The 15,151-nt window shown below is 72.0% G+C and carries 10 protein-coding genes; 3 read left to right on the forward strand and 7 right to left on the reverse strand.

From position 1 onward, the window contains the following. Nucleotides 1-38: 38 nt before the first annotated feature. From CWOE_RS31305 to CWOE_RS32990, 3 genes are all read right to left on the reverse strand, one after another. Nucleotides 39-824 carry a L,D-transpeptidase gene (locus CWOE_RS31305; protein ID WP_012936123.1) on the reverse strand — a complete coding sequence of 262 codons (786 nt, stop codon included), beginning with the start codon at nt 822-824 and terminating at the stop codon, nt 39-41. Next, on the reverse strand, nt 811-8,532 hold the full coding sequence (locus tag CWOE_RS23405; protein WP_012936124.1) for an isopeptide-forming domain-containing fimbrial protein: 7,722 nt from the start codon (nt 8,530-8,532) through the stop codon (nt 811-813). The genes CWOE_RS31305 and CWOE_RS23405 overlap by 14 nt, the downstream gene beginning before the upstream one ends. A gap of 128 nt (nt 8,533-8,660) precedes the next feature. Further along, nucleotides 8,661-9,254, reverse strand: coding sequence for a hypothetical protein (locus tag CWOE_RS32990; protein WP_012936125.1), 594 nt, complete (start codon nt 9,252-9,254; stop codon nt 8,661-8,663). 127 nt (nt 9,255-9,381) lie between these two features. On the opposite strand from CWOE_RS32990, the gene CWOE_RS23415 reads away from it, so the two are divergent. The 3 genes from CWOE_RS23415 to CWOE_RS23425 are packed head-to-tail and all read left to right on the forward strand — an operon-like array spanning nt 9,382 to nt 10,833. Continuing rightward, nucleotides 9,382-9,876 (forward strand): PAS domain-containing protein, encoded by a 495-nt coding sequence (locus tag CWOE_RS23415; RefSeq protein ID WP_012936126.1) that lies wholly within the window; start codon nt 9,382-9,384, stop codon nt 9,874-9,876. A gap of 24 nt (nt 9,877-9,900) precedes the next feature. Continuing rightward, complete coding sequence (locus CWOE_RS23420; RefSeq protein ID WP_012936127.1) at nt 9,901-10,527, forward strand: LON peptidase substrate-binding domain-containing protein; 627 nt, start codon at nt 9,901-9,903, stop codon at nt 10,525-10,527. Nucleotides 10,528-10,551: 24 nt separating this feature from the next. Further along, entirely contained in the window at nt 10,552-10,833 is a 282-nt protein-coding gene (locus CWOE_RS23425) for a hypothetical protein (RefSeq protein WP_012936128.1), read from the forward strand. A 25-nt stretch (nt 10,834-10,858) separates the two neighbouring features. Here the strand turns inward: CWOE_RS23425 and CWOE_RS23430 are convergent, their stop codons facing one another. From CWOE_RS23430 to CWOE_RS23445, 4 genes are all read right to left on the reverse strand, one after another. Further along, nucleotides 10,859-11,272: a hypothetical protein gene (locus CWOE_RS23430; RefSeq protein WP_012936129.1), complete on the reverse strand. Its 414-nt coding sequence runs from the start codon at nt 11,270-11,272 to the stop codon at nt 10,859-10,861. Continuing rightward, entirely contained in the window at nt 11,269-12,780 is a 1,512-nt protein-coding gene (locus CWOE_RS23435; protein WP_012936130.1) for a gamma-glutamyltransferase family protein, read from the reverse strand. Before CWOE_RS23435 ends, CWOE_RS23430 begins: the two co-directional genes overlap by 4 nt. Nucleotides 12,781-12,814: 34 nt before the next feature. After that, complete coding sequence (gene ftsZ / locus CWOE_RS23440; RefSeq protein WP_041733420.1) at nt 12,815-13,960, reverse strand: cell division protein FtsZ; 1,146 nt, start codon at nt 13,958-13,960, stop codon at nt 12,815-12,817. Between the two features lie 403 nt (nt 13,961-14,363). Continuing rightward, nucleotides 14,364-15,131 (reverse strand): ParA family protein, encoded by a 768-nt coding sequence (locus CWOE_RS23445; RefSeq protein WP_012936132.1) that lies wholly within the window; start codon nt 15,129-15,131, stop codon nt 14,364-14,366. Nucleotides 15,132-15,151 lie beyond the last annotated feature (20 nt).

Raw genomic sequence — 15,151 nt, forward strand, 5'->3', positions numbered from 1 at the left:
CGCGCGCAGGCGGCGTGCGGCGCCGCGCGCCGCCCCGCTCAGCGCACGAGCACCGGCGTGCCGGGCCCGGCACGCGCCGCCAGCCAGGTGACGACGGCGCTGTCCATCCGCACGCAGCCGTGCGAGGAGGCGCTGCCGAGCGGGTCGGCGAGCAGCGCGCCGGCGCGGCCGTGCAGCGCGACGCGCCCCCTGCCGCCGCCGTAGTCGAACAGCGTGTCGGAGTGCGCGGTCAGGTGCAGCGCGTACGGCCCCAGCTCGGAGCCGGCGGGCTGGCGCACGCGCTCGTAGACGGCGAACAGGCCGCGCGGCGTGACCGTCCCCGGCGCGCCGACGACGACGCGCCACGAGCGCACCTCGCGACCGTCGTGGAAGGCCGCGGCGCGGCGTGCGTCGACGTCGACCTCGACGCGCCAGCGGACCGGCGCGAGCCGCACCGCGTCCGCGTCGATCCAGCCGCTGCGGCCGTTCGGGCGCTCCGGCAGCGCGACCCGCAGCCACAGCCGCTCGCCGCCGTGCTCGCGCTCGCTGCCGCGCTCACGGTGGCTTTCCAGCACCAGCAGCCGCACGCTCCCGCCGTTCCACTTCGCGACGGGCAGAACGCGGCCGGTGCGGCGGCTCGACGCCGTCGGCGCCGCCCGCACCGCGACCGGCGCGACGACGCGCGCCGTCCACGCCCGTCGCGTGCTCGGCGCCGCCACGGCCGGCTCAGCCGCGCGCGCCGCCGGGTCCGCTCCGAGGGCGCTCCCCGGGTCCGCCGCGGCGGCGAGGCCGACCGCCGCCGCCGTCAGGACGACGGCGGCGGCTCGCCTGCTACCCCGTGACACCGCCGCCTCTGCCGAAGCCTGGCAGCACCGCGCCGCCGGGCGGGAGGACGGCGACGCCCGCGCGGGCGCGTCTGCTCGCCGCGTTGGACGCCGTCACGGTCGCGACGTTGCGAACCGTTCCGGCGCGCGTGTCGCGGTTGACCCGCATCGCGACCGTGAACGTGCGCGACCCCTTGCCGGGCAGCAGCCCGACGTTCCAGCAGAGGTCGCCGCGACGCAGTCTGCCGCCGCCGGTCGAAACGAGGCTCAGCTCCTCCGGGAGGCGGTCGCAGACGACGACGTCAGCCGCCGCGCGGGTGCTCGTGTTCGTGACGGTGACGCGGAAGCGCGCGACGCCGCCGGGCACGACTCTCGCTCTGCCGAGCGTCGTCTTGGCGATCTTCAGCGTCGCGCGCCCGGCGCCGATCGCGGTCGTCGCCGACGCGCGGTCGTTGGACGGGTCGCGGTCGGCGACGTCGGAGCGGACCGCCGCCGCGTTGCGGACCGCTCTGCCGGCCGCGATCGCGGTGACTCTGACGGTGACGGTGCGGCTCTCACCGGCTCTGAGCGAGCCGAGTCTGCACGTCACGAGCGCGCCTCTGAGCGTGCATCTGCCGCCCGGCACCGTCGCCGAGACGCCTCTCACCTGACGCGGCAGCGTGTCCGTCACGGTGACGTTCGTCGCCGTCGCGGGACCGCTGTTGGTGACCTGGAGCGCGTAGCTGAAGCGACCGCCGAGAACCGGGGCCGTTCTCCCCTCCACGCTCTTTCTCAGCACCAGGTCGAAGTTGCCGCTGTTCGGCGGGCCGATTCTCGTCGGCACCTCGGAGCGGTTGTTCGACTGGTTCGGGTCGGGCTGCTCGCCCGTGATCGCCGCCACGTTGACGACGGTCGCGTTCTCGAGCGCCGCCGACACCTGGCCGACGACCTGGATCTGCGTCGAGGCGCCCGCGGCGAGCGCGCCGACCGTGCACGTCACCTGCTGGCCGCCGGCGCTGCACGTGCCCTGGGCGGGCGTCGCGGAGACGAACGTCACGCCCTGCGGCAGCGCGTCCGCGACGACGATGCCGGTCGCGGCGCTGGGGCCGTTGTTGGTCGCGACGAGCGTCCAGGCGACGGTGCCGCCCGCGGCGGCCGTCGCCGGCCCGCTCTTGACGATCGCCAGATCGGTCGACGGGCCGACCGTGGTCGTCGCGTCGTCTCTGTCGTTGACCGGGTTCTCGTCGATCTGGTCGCCGTCGACGACCGCCGTGTTGACGATCGTCGCCGAGCCGAGCGCCGTCGGCACCGTCACGGTGATCTGGCGCGTCGCGCTCTCGCCGACCGCCAGCGCGCCGATCGCGCAGGTGACGGTCCCGCCGGCCTGCGTGCAGCCGTCGCTGGCGCCGCTGAACGTCACGCCGCTCGGCAGCGTGTCCGTCAGGACGACGCCGGTCGCGGCGTCGCCGCCGTGGTTGGTGACCGTCACGTCCCACGTCAGCTGACCGCCGGCCGCGACCGTCGCGGGGCCGTCCTTGACGACGCCGAGGTCGGCGACCGGGCCGACGACGACGGTCGCGTCGTCGCTGTTGGGATCGCCGCCACCCTGCGGCTCCGGCGTCGTGGTGGTGACCGTCGCCGTGTTCGTCCAGTCACCGTCGCGCGCGGCTCTCACGGTGACGTGGAGCGTCACCGGCGTGCCGACCGCGAGGTCGCCCAGGGCGCAGTCGATCGTGCCGGAGGACTCCGCACAGCGGTTGTCGTCGACCGAGACGAACGTCAGCCCGCTCGGCAGCACGTCGCGCAGTCTGACGTCGCGCGCCACCGACGGCCCTCTGTTGCTGACCGTCAGCGTGAACGTGCTCTGGTGGCCTCTGGCGATCGCCTCCGGCGTGGCGGTCTTGAGCACCGTCACGTCGGCGAGCGGGTCGGGGTTCGCGTCGTGGCTGTCCTCGTTGTTGCCGGGCGTCGGATCGTCGGTTCTGGCGTCGACTCTGGCTGTGTTGCTCAGCAGGCCGACTGTGTCCGGATCGACTCTCACGGTCAGCACGAACGTTCTCGTCGCACCCGCCGCGAGTCTGACCAGCTCGCATCTGACGACACCCGCCGCGAACGTGCACGGCGCGTCGGCCGAGGCGAACGTCACGCCGGTCGGCAGCGTGTCGCTGACGACGACGTCCTGCGCGTCGGAGGGACCGTCGTTGGTGATTCTCAGGCTCCACGTGTAGTCGCGGCCGGCGACATATCTCGGGTCGCCATCCTTGACGATCACCAGGTCCGCTCTCGCTCTGACGTCGAGCGAGCCGTCGTCTCTGATCGGCGTCGGCAGCTCGTCCGATCTGACCGTCGCTCTGTTGACGAGCGTGGTGCCGTCGGCGACGTCCGCCGCGACGGTCACGGGCAGTCTGATCGAGACTCTCGCGCCGACGGCGAGCTCGGCGACGGTCCAGACGACCGTCGTCTCGCCCGGGCCCGGGCCAGGCGTGGGCGCGATCTCCACGAAGCCCGCTCTCGGCGTCGCCTCCGCGCTTCTGGCCGTGTAGGTGAGCCCGCTCGGCAGCACGTCCGAGATCGTCAGGTTGTTCGCTCTCGCGACTCCGGTGTTCTCCACCTCGATCGTGAAGAAGGAGCCCTCACCCGCGACCGCGCTGCCTGCGTCCGGCGTCTTTCTGATCGTCAGCGCCGGGATTCTCAACGTCGCCGTCGCGGTGTCCGGCGGGGTTCCGTAGTCGCCGTCTCTGTTGCCGGTGTTGCCGGCCTCGTCTCTCGCGGAGCTGACGAGCGCGCTGTTGACGTTCGCTCTCGCGCCCGTACCGGGGTCGTCGGCCGCCGCGGGCGCGGGCGTCGCCGTGAAGGCGATCGTCGCCGTCTGGCCGGGCGCCAGCGAGGCGATCGTCCAGTCGAGTCTGTCGCCGGCCGCGTTCGCGGTCACAAAGGGCGCTCTCGCGACCGCGTCGACCGTCGCGGAGCCGCTGTCGTAGGACCAGCTTCTCGGCAGCGTGTCGGTGACGACCACGTCGCTCGCGGTCGCCGTCGCCGAGGTGTTTCTGACGACGACGCGCCACGGGAACGGTCTGCCGACCTCGGCGTCGCCGGTGTCCGGGAAGGACGCCAGCCCGGTCGTCTTGACGAGCGTCAGCGTCGGGAAGTCGAGCACGACTCTGACGCTGTCGCTGCCGCCGTCTCTGTAGTCGCGGTAGTCGACGGTCGGGTTGGCGCCCCGCTCCAGTCTTCTGACGCCGAAGTAGTCCGGCACCGAGGCGGTGTTGTCGATCGCCTGCCCGTCGCTGAGCTGGTCGGCGGTGACGAGTCTCGCTCTGTACGTCAGCTCCACGGTATCGCCGGGCGCGATCGGCCCGTCGATCGTCCAGACGATTCTGCGATCAGCAGCGCTCCACGCCTTCGTCACGGTGGCGTCGCTCGGCAGCGTCCCCATCGTGACGTCTGTCAGCTCGGCGTCGGGCATGTCGTTGACGACGACGTCGTACGCCGGCGAGTCGCCGCTGTTTCTCACGACGAGGCGGTACTCGAGCGCGTCGTCGGACTGCGCCGTCGTCGGGCCGTCGGTGAACGTGCCGCCATCGACGCTGACCGCCTTGTCGATCGAGACTCTGGGCTCGATCACGGTGACGGTCGCTCTGTCGGTCGTTCTCTCCTCGAACCCGCTCGGGATCGCGCCGGGGTCGAACGGGCCGGCGACTCTGTTGGTGCTGTTGGAGCCGACCTCCGCGGTGTTGACCGCGGTCTCGGCTCTGACGACATTCGCGCCGCCGTTCGCGTGTCTGTCGCGCAGCCGCGCTCTGTAGGCGACTCTCATCACGAGCGGCGTCGCGAGCGGCGTGACGATGTCGCCGAAGTCCCACGCGATCGTCGTCGTGCCGTTGGCGTTGACGACAGGCGTGTATCTGCCGAGCGGGTCGTTGACGAACGGGCACGGGCCGCTGACGCAGGTGACCGCGCCGTACTCGACGAACGCGAGCGCGTCCGGCAGCACGTCCGTGACGGTGACGTCATAGAGCTCGATGTCCGCCGGTATCGTCACCAGCAGCTCGTAGCTCGCGACCTCGCCGACCGTCAGTCTCGCCGGCGTGACGCTCTTGGCGATCGTCGCGCCTCTGATGCCGATCGTGTTGCTGGCTCTCGCCTCGTAGCCGGTTCTGTTCGTTCTGGTCGAGTCGCGCCGGTCTGGGTTGCCCGACGTCGGCAGGCTCTGCGTTCTCGCGGTGACGACGTTCGTCAGTCTCGAACCGCCGACCGCCGGGTCGTCGACCTGCGTTCTGTACGTGAAGCCGGCGCTCGCGCCGGGCGCGATCGTCGCGACCGTGGTCGAGATCGTGCGCGTGCCCTCGTTCCAGACCACGCCCGGTCTGCCCGGGATCGTCGCGCCGTCGGCGAGTCTGTTGCCACTGCCGTCGACCGGCGTCAGGCCGATCGGCACGACGTCGGCGATCAGCACCTCGTGCGCGACCGAGACGCGGCCGGGGCTGCCCGCACCGTTCGTCGTCGTGACCGTGTACGTGACGAAGTCACCCGGGAGCACCTTGGCGCCGCCGAGGTCGTCGCTCTTCGCCTGCGAGAGCAGCGGCTCGACGATCGTCGTGTTGACGGTCGAGGAGTTTCTCGTCTGCGTGCCGTTTCTGGTGTCGGCCCATCTGAGCGTCGCGCTGTTCGTCAGGTTCCCGGACGTGCGCGTGTTCGTGCTGACGTCCGCGACGATCACGTCGAAGACGAGTCTGACGGTCGCGTCCGGGCCACCCGCCGCCACGACGACGTCGTTGTCGAATCTGACGCTCGGCGTCGCGCCGCTGGTGTCGATCGTGTACGTCGCGGGCGTGCCGGTGACGACCACGCTCTCGCTGCCGACGACGTAGTTCTGCCGCAGCGAGCTGTCGATCGCGTCGGTGATCGTGACGTCTCTGCCGAGCGTCGTGCCGGCCGGGATAGTCGCGGTCACCGTGTATCTGATCGTCTCGCCGATCGTCGCCTGGCTGGTCGTGTTGCCTGCCTCGGTGACCGACGTCGTCGCCGTCTTGGCGATCGTCGCGTCTCTCGTGACGACGTTGCTCGGGTCTCTCGCCGCCTGTGTGTTCGCGTTCGGCTCCTGCGCCGGGTCGATGTTGCTCGACGGGATGTAGACGACGTTGTTGAGCGGGTCGCCGGTGTTCGAGACGCCGATGAACTGGCGCACGCCGGCGGTGTTGACGAGGTTGCGCGCAGCGCCGATGTCGACCGGCACCGTCGCGGTGTACGTGAGCGTGAGCGAACCGCCGGCCGGAACGGTCAGACCGCTCCATCTGATTCTGTCGGCGCCGATGCCGCCGTCGACGCACGCGCCGCCGTTGCTGATCGCAGCGACGCCGGGAAGCATGCAGTCGTACTCTCTGAACGGCAGCACGTCCCAGACCTCGACGTCGGTCGCGTCCTGGCTGCCGGTGTTGGAGATGTCGATCCGGTAGGTGACTCTGTCGCTCGCCTGGACCGTTCTGTTGTCTCTGTTCGCGGCGTGCGGCCCGTCGACCTGCGAGCCGCCGCGCTCGATTCTCGCGACGCCCTTCAGCAGGCTCACGAGCGGCGTCTCGAGTCTGATGTCGACCGAGTCACGCAGCGGCTCCGAGACTCCCGCCGTGTTCAGCGACGAGAACTTCATCAGGTTGCCGAGCACCTCGCCGTGGACGGCTCTCGGCGGCCGCACGATCGTCGAGAAGACGCGCTCGAAGACGAGGCTGCCTCTCGGCACGGTCGTGCCGGTGACCGTCCACGCAAGCACGCCGTCGGCGGCGGCGGAGGCGTCGAGCGTCGAGGTGACGTTGTTGGCGCCGTACGGTCTGTCGCTGGTGGCCTCGAACGTCGCGCCCGGCGGCAGGAAGTCGCGGATCGCCTGCGGCGAGGTGTCGACGCCGGACGGGAAGTCGACGCGCACCTTCCAGCAGACGCGGTCGCCCGGGTGGTAGACGGGGACCGTTCTGACGTACGTCGCAAGCGCGCAGTCGATGCCCGACGCGGCCACGAGCTTGACGATTCTCGGGCTGCTGGACTGCTGGCCGGCGCTGCTGGCGTCAGGCAGGATCGTGCCGCTGCCGTAGCCGGCGTCGTGGGCGATCTCAGCGCCGCCCGGCGTCGTGCAGTCCGGCGAGCCGGGCAGCAGGCAGCGGACGACGGCCGTGCCCTCGGTTCTGACTCTGTTGTCGATCGCGTCACGCGTCAGGATCGGCGTCGTCGGCTCGTAGTTCGACTGGTAGTGCGAGCGCGTGCGGGTCGGGAATCTGAGCGTGAATCTGTCGCTGACGCCGGTCTGCGCCAGCGCTGGGAAGTCGGTGCTGTTCCACGTGATCGTCCACGTGCCGTCGGCGTTCTCGGTCGCGTCTGTGTACGGCGCGGTGGGCAGCAGCCCGCCGACCGGATCGCACTCGACGTCTCTCGCGTTCGGCGTTCTCGTCAGGTTCGTCGCGCCGAGCGGGCAGAGGCCGTTCGGCAGCGTGTCGGTGACGGTGGCGTCTCTGACGGAGCGGTACTCGGAGGTCTCGAACTCGAGCGTCCATGTCGTCAGCCCGCCCTGCACCAGATCGTCGCCGGACGCGCTCTTGTGCACGACCCAGTCCTCGGCGGTCCGCGTCAGCGTCGTCTCGTCTCTGACCGTGAGCGAGTCGTTGTATCTGCCGCTCGCGGTCGCGTGGTTGACGAGCGCCTGCTCGTCACGCGTCTCCGGTCCGGAGTTGTTGTCGAGGTTGGTCGCCTGCGGGCCGGTTCTGGCCGGCGTCGCGCCCGTCCACGTCATCGTGTTCTCGCGGATCGGGACGGCGGCACGGTATCTGAACTCGCGTCTCTCGCCGTTGGCGAGCGTGCCGACAGCCCACTCGACGCGCGTGTAGACGCCGCTCGGGAGCGGTCCGGCGCCGTCAGGATCGACGTTGACGGTCTCGACGGTCTGCGGCGCGGTGCACGGCGCCAACGCCGCGACGACGATCGGGCCGGAGCCCGGGTACTCCTGCGCGCTGCCGGCGTTGGTCGGCGCGTTCGTCGTGTTGTCGGCGCCGGGGCCGCCGCAGCCGAGGAACTCGAGGCCGGCGGGCACGAAGTCGACGAGCGTCACGTCCGTCGTCGGTCTGATGCCGTTGTTTCTGACCGAGACCGTGTAGACGGTCTGGTGGTCGTGCACGCCGCGGAGGATCTCGCCCTCAGGCGACGGCTCGTCCTTCTCGACGTCGATCGCGTTGATCGTCGTCGTGCCGGTGACTTCAGCGCTGTAGCCGGTGTAGGAGCTCGCGCCGGAGCCGACCGGCTGACCTGCCGCGTCGAACTGCGGGACGAAGCGCGGCGCGTCGTTGACGAACGCTTGCGCTCTGATCGGGAAGGTCGAGCCGACGTCGTACGTCACGGTGTTGTAGGTGACGTCGAACGCCAGCACGTTGGTCGCGTTCGGCGACAAGTCCGAGACGTTGCGGAAGAGCAGCGTCGTCTCGCCCACTCCGGGCCCGCTGATCTGTCTCGGCGCCGTCTCCGCGCCGCCCGCGTAGGTCACGCCGGGAGGCAGCACGACGCGGTAGCTGAGGTTGTAGCCGTACGGCTGCCCGGCGGGATTTCTCGCCGTCACGGTGACCGGGACCGTTGAACCATGCAAAATCGTCTGAGAGGTGATCGTCGCCGAGATGTCCGGCGTGCCCGCGGCGCGCGCGGCGCTCACGGCGAAGAGGAGACTCGCGAGTGCGGCAAGGGTGACGATCAGCGCGCGGCGCTGCAGGCGGAGTGACATCGGCGGAGGCACCTGTTTCGGAAAGGGGGTGGACTGGGAAGAACGCTGCTGCCGGTGTGTCGGGCGAAGCTGGCGCGTTCCCCCCTGCGACTTTTCGGGTCGAAGACCCTCGAACATTCGCGAGCGGGTCAGAGTACTGACATCGTGCGCCCGGTCAGTGTCGTGGCCAGCATGTAGAGCGAGACGACGTAACCGAGCGAGGTGGCGAGGTGCACCGGCACCATCGCGGGGTCGTCCGGCTCGCACGAGAGCGCGTCGAACAGCTCGCCGACGGCGCCGCGCGCGATCGTGACCGGCCCGCGCGGCGGCAGCCCCAGCCGCTCGGAGTCGCCGCTCAGGACCGCGCCGGCGACGCGGGCGACCCCGTCGCGGCCGGCGTCGAGCTGGTAGGTGTTGCGCGGGTGCGCCTCCAGCGCGCGCCACAGCAGTCGCGCCGCCGCGGCGCTCGTGTCGCGCAGTCGCTCGCTCGGCTCCCGCAGCTCGGTGTCCGTCGGCGCCGGCCGTCGCAGCAGCTCGCGCTCGAACACCTGCGACACCAGCGCGACCTCCGTCAGCAGCTCGCCTGCGGCGCACATCAGCGCATGGCTGCCGCGCGTGCGCTCGGCCTCGGCGTCGGTGCCGGTCAGCTCGCCGCCACGGAGGATCGCGGCGTGGAGGTCGCGCGCTATCGCGTCGTGATCGTGGTCGTCGACCTCGGCGAAGAGGTTGGTGGCGCTCAGCATTGGTGCTCCTCCGAGACAGGGGCCGGTCCGGGTGTTCGCAGTCATGTCGCCGCGCGCGCCGCGCCTCCCCCCTGGCAACTCGAAGGGGGGAAGCGCGCCGGTCCGCGCGACGACCCTCCGAACCCCCATGAGCTCGTCCCGCGCCCATCTCCAACTCGTCCCCTCAACTGCCGAGGCCGCGCGTCCGCACCGCTGGTTCTGCGGCCGCTGCGGCTCCCCATCACCGCACGGACACGTCCCACCGCCGTTCTCACGCGGCTGCGAGACGTGCGGTCTCGGCATCCTGGTCGAGGCGCCCGCCGACCTCGCGCCCGCGCCGGGCGACGCCTTCCTGCTCGTCGACCGCACGCTCGCGGTCCAGACCCTCTCCGACGCCGCCGCGCAGCTGCTCGGGGTCGACGCCGCCGCGGCCGTCGGCCGTCCTGTCGCCGAGCTGCTGTGCGCCGCCGACGCCGAGGCCCCCGGCGCCGAGCCGCTCGGCGCCGCGATCATGCACGCGGCCGGCGGCGAGGACGAGCCGCTGCACGTGACCGTGCGCCCCGCGGACGTCTTCGGCGTGCGGATGCGACTGCGCGTCGGCGCGTGCGGGCCGCCGCGCGCGGCGCTGCTCGTCGTCGAGTAGCCGCGAGGTCCTAGACTCCCGTCCATGCCGGACCGGCTCGTACGGGAGTTCCCCCTCTTCCCGCTCGGCATCGTCGCCCTCCCGGGCGAGATCGTCCCGCTCCACATCTTCGAGGAGCGCTACAAGACGATGATGGAGCTGTGCCTCCAGCGCGGCACCGAGTTCGGCGTCGTCTGGCTCTCCGACGACGGCCTGCGACCGGTCGGCTGCGCGTGCGAGATCACCGAGGTGCTCGAACGGATGGACGACGGCAGGCTGAACCTGCTGGCGCGCGGGACGCGGCCGTTCCGGATCGTCGAGCGCGAGGAGCGGCTGCCGTACCCTGCCGGGACGGTCGAGTTCCTCCACGACCGCGAGGACGTGCTCGACGGCGCCGCCGCCGCGCTCGCGCGCGAGACGTACGCGGAGCTGGTCGAGCGCGCGACCGACAGACGGCCTGACACGGCCGAGCTGTCGGAGATGGGCGCCTACGCGATGGCCGCGACGGTCGACTTCGGCCACGACGCGAAGCAGGGCCTGCTCGACCTGCGCTCCGAGAACGCGCGGCTGCGGCTCGTCACGCGCCTCTTCCGCGCCGCGATGAAGCGGCTCGAGTTCGTCACGCGCGCCCAGGCACGCGCGAGATCGAACGGCAAGGTCCGCTTCACCTGATTCTCGCCCGGGTACCACGGTCGCATGGCCCCGGACATCAGAGACATCGACCGCAGCCCCGACGACGAGGCTGGCATCCACGCCCGCGAGCGGCTGCTCGACGACGAGCTGCGCAGGCTGAGACGCGAGTCCGACCGCGTCGGGCACGACATCGACGAGGCGCGCAAGGACTGGGAGCGCAAGCGCGCCGACCGCGGCGTGCCGGGCGCCCGTCCGCACGAGGACTCGCCCGGCGACCCGCTCAACGAGGTCGCGGGCAACTGGCGCGGCACCGCGCAGGCCGCCGAGGAGGGCGGGCAGGGCTGACCGCCCGGGCGCGGCTCGCGCCCGCTCAGCGGTCGAGCCCGCAGACCTCCTGCGCTGCTCTGCGGACGAACTGCACGAGCCGCCCGAGGTCGGGGTCGCGCACGCCGTCGGTGTCGCTGAACGTGATCTCGCCGTCGGCCGTCACGACGTCGTAGCGCAGCAGCGAGTTCGGCGCTCTCGGCAGCACGCGGCTCTGCTCCATCTCCGGCGCCAGCTCTCTGACGATGTCGCGCGCGTCGAGCAGCAGTCTCGGCCGCAGATCCTGCTCCTCCCCGCCGTCGCAGGTCGCGCTGCCGCCGCCGTTGACGACGAGGTCGACGCGCGCGTCCGGGAGCGAGCCGCTGCGTCTGACCGCGATCAGGTCCGAGTAGTCGCCGCCGCAGCCGGCGCCGGCCAGCGCCGCGACCGCGACCAGCGCGCTCAGCGCGAGCCGTCTCATGCGATGACCGCCGCTCCGCCGCGCCGCGGGTCGCCGCCGCCGGACAGGACGCCCGTCTCGGCGTCGCGCTCGACCGCCTGCACGCCGCCGAAGAAGAGGTTGCGCGCTCTGAAGCGGGCGATCGTGCGACCGGCCGCCTCCAGCGCCGCGGTCTCCGCGCCCGGCTCGGCGTAGACGATCCCGTCCTCGTAGTGCAGCCGTGGCGCCTGCACCGCCGCGTCGGCGGCGAGCCCGTGGTCGACGACCGCCACGATCGTCTGGAGGATCGCGGAGCGGATGCGGTTGGAGCCGGCGGAGCCGAGCACCAGCTCCGGTCGCCCGTCGCGCAGCACGACCGTCGGCGCCATCATGCTCGGCAGGCGGCGGCCGGGCGGGAAGCGGTGGAAGCCGAGCGGGTTGAGGTCCTGCTCGCCGAGCATGTTGTTGAGGTGGATGCCGGTGCCGGGCGCGATCAGGCCGGCGCCCTCGCCGTTGGAGCAGGTGACGCTGCACGCGCCGCCGTCGGCGTCGAGCACCGAGATGTGCGTCGTCGAGCCGAGTCTCGACGCGAGGAAGCGATCGAGGAAGCCGTCCTGCGCGAGCCCATCGAGGAACGCGGGCGTGCGCTCGTCCTGCGCGGCGCCCATCGCCGTTACGAGCTGCTCGGGGCTCGGCGAGCCGCACGTCCGCTCCAGCAGCGCCAGCGCGTACCCGATCAGCGTGCCGCCGGCCGACGGCGGCGGGTTGGAGACGACCTCGCGCCCGCGGTAGGCGACGCGCACCGGCGTCCGCGTGACCGTCTCGTAGGCGGCCAGGTCGGCGCGCGTCAGCAGGCCGCCCTGCTCTCCCAGCAGCGCCGTCACGGCGGCGGCGATCTCGCCCTCGTAGAACGGCCGCGCGCCCTCCTGTGCCAACAGCTCCAGCGTCGCCGCCAGCTCCGGCTGCACGACCGCGTCGCCCTCGCGCAGCAGCCGCCCTCCGGGCGCGAAGATCTCCTCGCACTCCGGCGTCAGGCGGCATATCCCCTCGAGGATCTCGACGATGTACGCCTGCTCGGCGCTGAGCGGCACGCCGTCGCGCGCGAGCGCAGCCGCGGGCGCGGCCAGCTCGGTCAGCGGCAGCCGCCCGAAGCGCTCCGCCGCGTCGCAGATCCCGCGCGGCATGCCGTACGTGCCGACGGCGGCGGCGCCGGCATTGAAGACCTGCACCGCGTCGCCGAACGAGACGCTGACCGGCACCAGCTCGGCGCGCGCGGCGTGGTCGGCACCGCGGCCCGGCACCTCGACGAAGAAGTCGAGCAGCTGCGGGCTGCCGTGCGGCGGCACGACGAGCATGTAGCCGCCGGCGCCGAGGCCGGTCAGCAGCGGCTCGGCCGCGAACGACGTCAGCATCGCCGCCAGCGCGGCGTCGACGGCGTTGCCGCCGTCCCGCAGGGCGTCGGCGCCGGCCGCGGCGCTCAGGGGATGGCCCGCGGCGACGACGCCGCGCGAGCCGCGCGAGGAGTCCTTCCCGGCCGTGGTCGTGGTCACGGCCGGGAGGATGCCATCTGTGGCGGGTCCGGCGCTAGCGGTGAGGGATGAACTCGGGCACGTCGAGCTCGCCGCGGTCGCGCGAGCGCTCGCGCGACGGCGACGGCGACGGCGTCGACACCGGTGCGCGCTCGCGACGCGGCTCGCTGACGCGCGCCGCCCGCACCTCGCCGGCCGGGTCGGCCGCGAAGCGCCCGCGGTACTCGTCGCGCGGCTTGCCGATGTCGGCGCCGCGCTCCTCGCGCGCCGGGCGCTGCGCGCGCGGCTCGCCGTAGCCGGTCGCGACCACCGTCACCCACACCTGGTCGTCGAGCTTCTCGTCGACCATCGCGCCGAAGATGATGTTCGCGTCCGGATGGGCCGCTTCAGACACTGCCTTGGCGGCCTCGTTGACCTCCCACAGCGACAGGTCGCGCCCGCCGGTGATCGACAGCAGGATCGAGCGCGCGCCCTCCATGCTGGTCTCCAGCAGCGGCGAGGCGACGGCCTGCTCGGCGGCGTCGATCGCGCGCCGCTCGCCCGTCCCCATGCCGATCCCGAGCAGCGCGTTGCCGGCGTCGGCCATGATCGTCCGCACGTCGGCGAAGTCGAGGTTGATCAGCCCCGGCAGCGTGACGAGGTCCGAGATGCCCTGGACGCCCTGGCGCAGCACGTCGTCGGCGACGCGGAACGCCTCGACCATCGACGTGCCGCGGTCGAGCACCGACAGCAGCCGGTTGTTCGGCACGACGATCAGCGTGTCGACCTCGGCGGCGAGCGCCTCGACGCCCTCGTCGGCCTGCTCTCTGCGGCGCGTGCCCTCGAAGCCGAACGGCTTCGTGACGATGCCGACGGTCAGCGCGCCCAGCTCGCGCGCGATCCGCGCGACGACCGGAGCGGCGCCGGTGCCGGTGCCGCCGCCCTCGCCGGCGGTGATGAAGATCATGTCGGAGCCCTTGAGGAGCGCCTTGATCTTGTCGTACTCCTCCATCGCCGCCTGGCGACCGAGCGACGGGTCCGAGCCGGAGCCGAGCCCGCGCGTGACGTTCGCGCCGATGTGGAGGGTCAGGTGCGCGGCCGACTGCTGCAGCGACTGCAGGTCGGTGTTGACGGCGAGGAACTCGACGCCGTTGACCTCGGCCTCGACCATCCGGTTGACGGCGTTGACGCCGCCGCCGCCGACGCCGACGACGCGCAGCACCGGGCCGCTCGCGCGGCTCGCGCTGTACGCGCCGGACGGCAGGCCCTGCCCGTCCTCACCGCGCGCGTAGACGTCACGCGGCGGCTGCGAGGAGACCGGCTCCATGATGTTCTCGGGGATGTCGGCGGAGAATGCCTGACGCAGCCGCTCCTGCGGCGACGGCGGCACGACCGGCTCCTCGACGGGCGGCGGCACGACGTCGCTGCGCAGCGACGGATGCGGGCGCTCCTCGACGGGCGCGGGCTCAGCGGGCTCGGCGGGAGCGGACGGGGTCGCGGCGGCCGCCGGCGTGGCCGGCTCCGTCGCGCGCTGCTCCGGCGCAGCGGCCGGAGTCCCCTCGACGCCCTCTTCCTCCGTTCTCCGGAAGAGTGCCGCGAGGGGGCCTTCCCTCATGCTCGCGCGTCTACTTGCCGCCATTGTCGAGGACCTCCTTCGCGAGCTGCCGATAGGCGTGGGCCGCCATGCCGTCAGGCTCGTACTTCAGCACGGACATGCCCTGCACGGGCGCCTCGGCGAAACGGACCGTCTTGCGGATCCGCGACGCGAACACACGCTCGCCGAAGTTCTCCTCGAGCAGCTCGATCGCCTCCTTGGCATGGAGGGTCCGGGTGTCGACGAGCGTCGGCAGGATGCCTTCGATGTCGACGTCGGGATTGAGGTTCTCGCGGATCATCTTGAGCGTGTTCTGGAGCTGGAGAAGCCCCCGCATCGACAGATACTCGCACTGCACGGGGACGATCACCTTGTCAGCGGCCGTCAGAGCGTTGATCGTCAGCAGCCCGAGGCTGGGCGGCGTGTCGATGAAGATGAAGTCGTAGTCGTCCTTGATCTCACGAAACGCCTTCTCCAGCGAGCGTTCGCGGCCGATCTGCGTCGACATCGCGATCTCGGCGCCGGCGAGGTCGATCGACGCGCACGCGACGTCGATCTCGCGGCGGCGGATGACCTGGCGGATCGAGGTGTGATGGACGAGCACGTCGTACATCGACGTCTCGACCGTGTCGGGGTCGATGCCCTGGGACATCGTCAGATTGCCCTGCGGGTCCATGTCGCAGCAGAGCACGCGATGGCCCTCTTCGGAGAAGGCCACGGCGAGGTTGAGCGTCGTGGTGGTCTTCGCGACGCCGCCCTTCTGATTGGCGAAGGCGATGACCTTGGCCGTGCCGGTCACTGGTGACTCCGATGCGTCGG

It is taken from the genome of Conexibacter woesei DSM 14684, from assembly GCF_000025265.1.
Taxonomy (GTDB): domain Bacteria; phylum Actinomycetota; class Thermoleophilia; order Solirubrobacterales; family Solirubrobacteraceae; genus Conexibacter; species Conexibacter woesei.

Excerpts from the sequence above, each read along its gene's own strand:
- CWOE_RS23405 (WP_012936124.1), bottom strand. The coding sequence starts at position 8,532 with ATGTCACTCCGCCTGCAGCGCCGCGCGCTGATCGTCACCCTTGCCGCA.
- CWOE_RS32990 (WP_012936125.1), bottom strand. The coding sequence starts at position 9,254 with ATGCTGAGCGCCACCAACCTCTTCGCCGAGGTCGACGACCACGATCAC.
- CWOE_RS23415 (WP_012936126.1), top strand. The coding sequence starts at position 9,382 with ATGAGCTCGTCCCGCGCCCATCTCCAACTCGTCCCCTCAACTGCCGAG.
- CWOE_RS23420 (WP_012936127.1), top strand. The coding sequence starts at position 9,901 with ATGCCGGACCGGCTCGTACGGGAGTTCCCCCTCTTCCCGCTCGGCATC.
- CWOE_RS23425 (WP_012936128.1), top strand. The coding sequence starts at position 10,552 with ATGGCCCCGGACATCAGAGACATCGACCGCAGCCCCGACGACGAGGCT.
- CWOE_RS23430 (WP_012936129.1), bottom strand. The coding sequence starts at position 11,272 with ATGAGACGGCTCGCGCTGAGCGCGCTGGTCGCGGTCGCGGCGCTGGCC.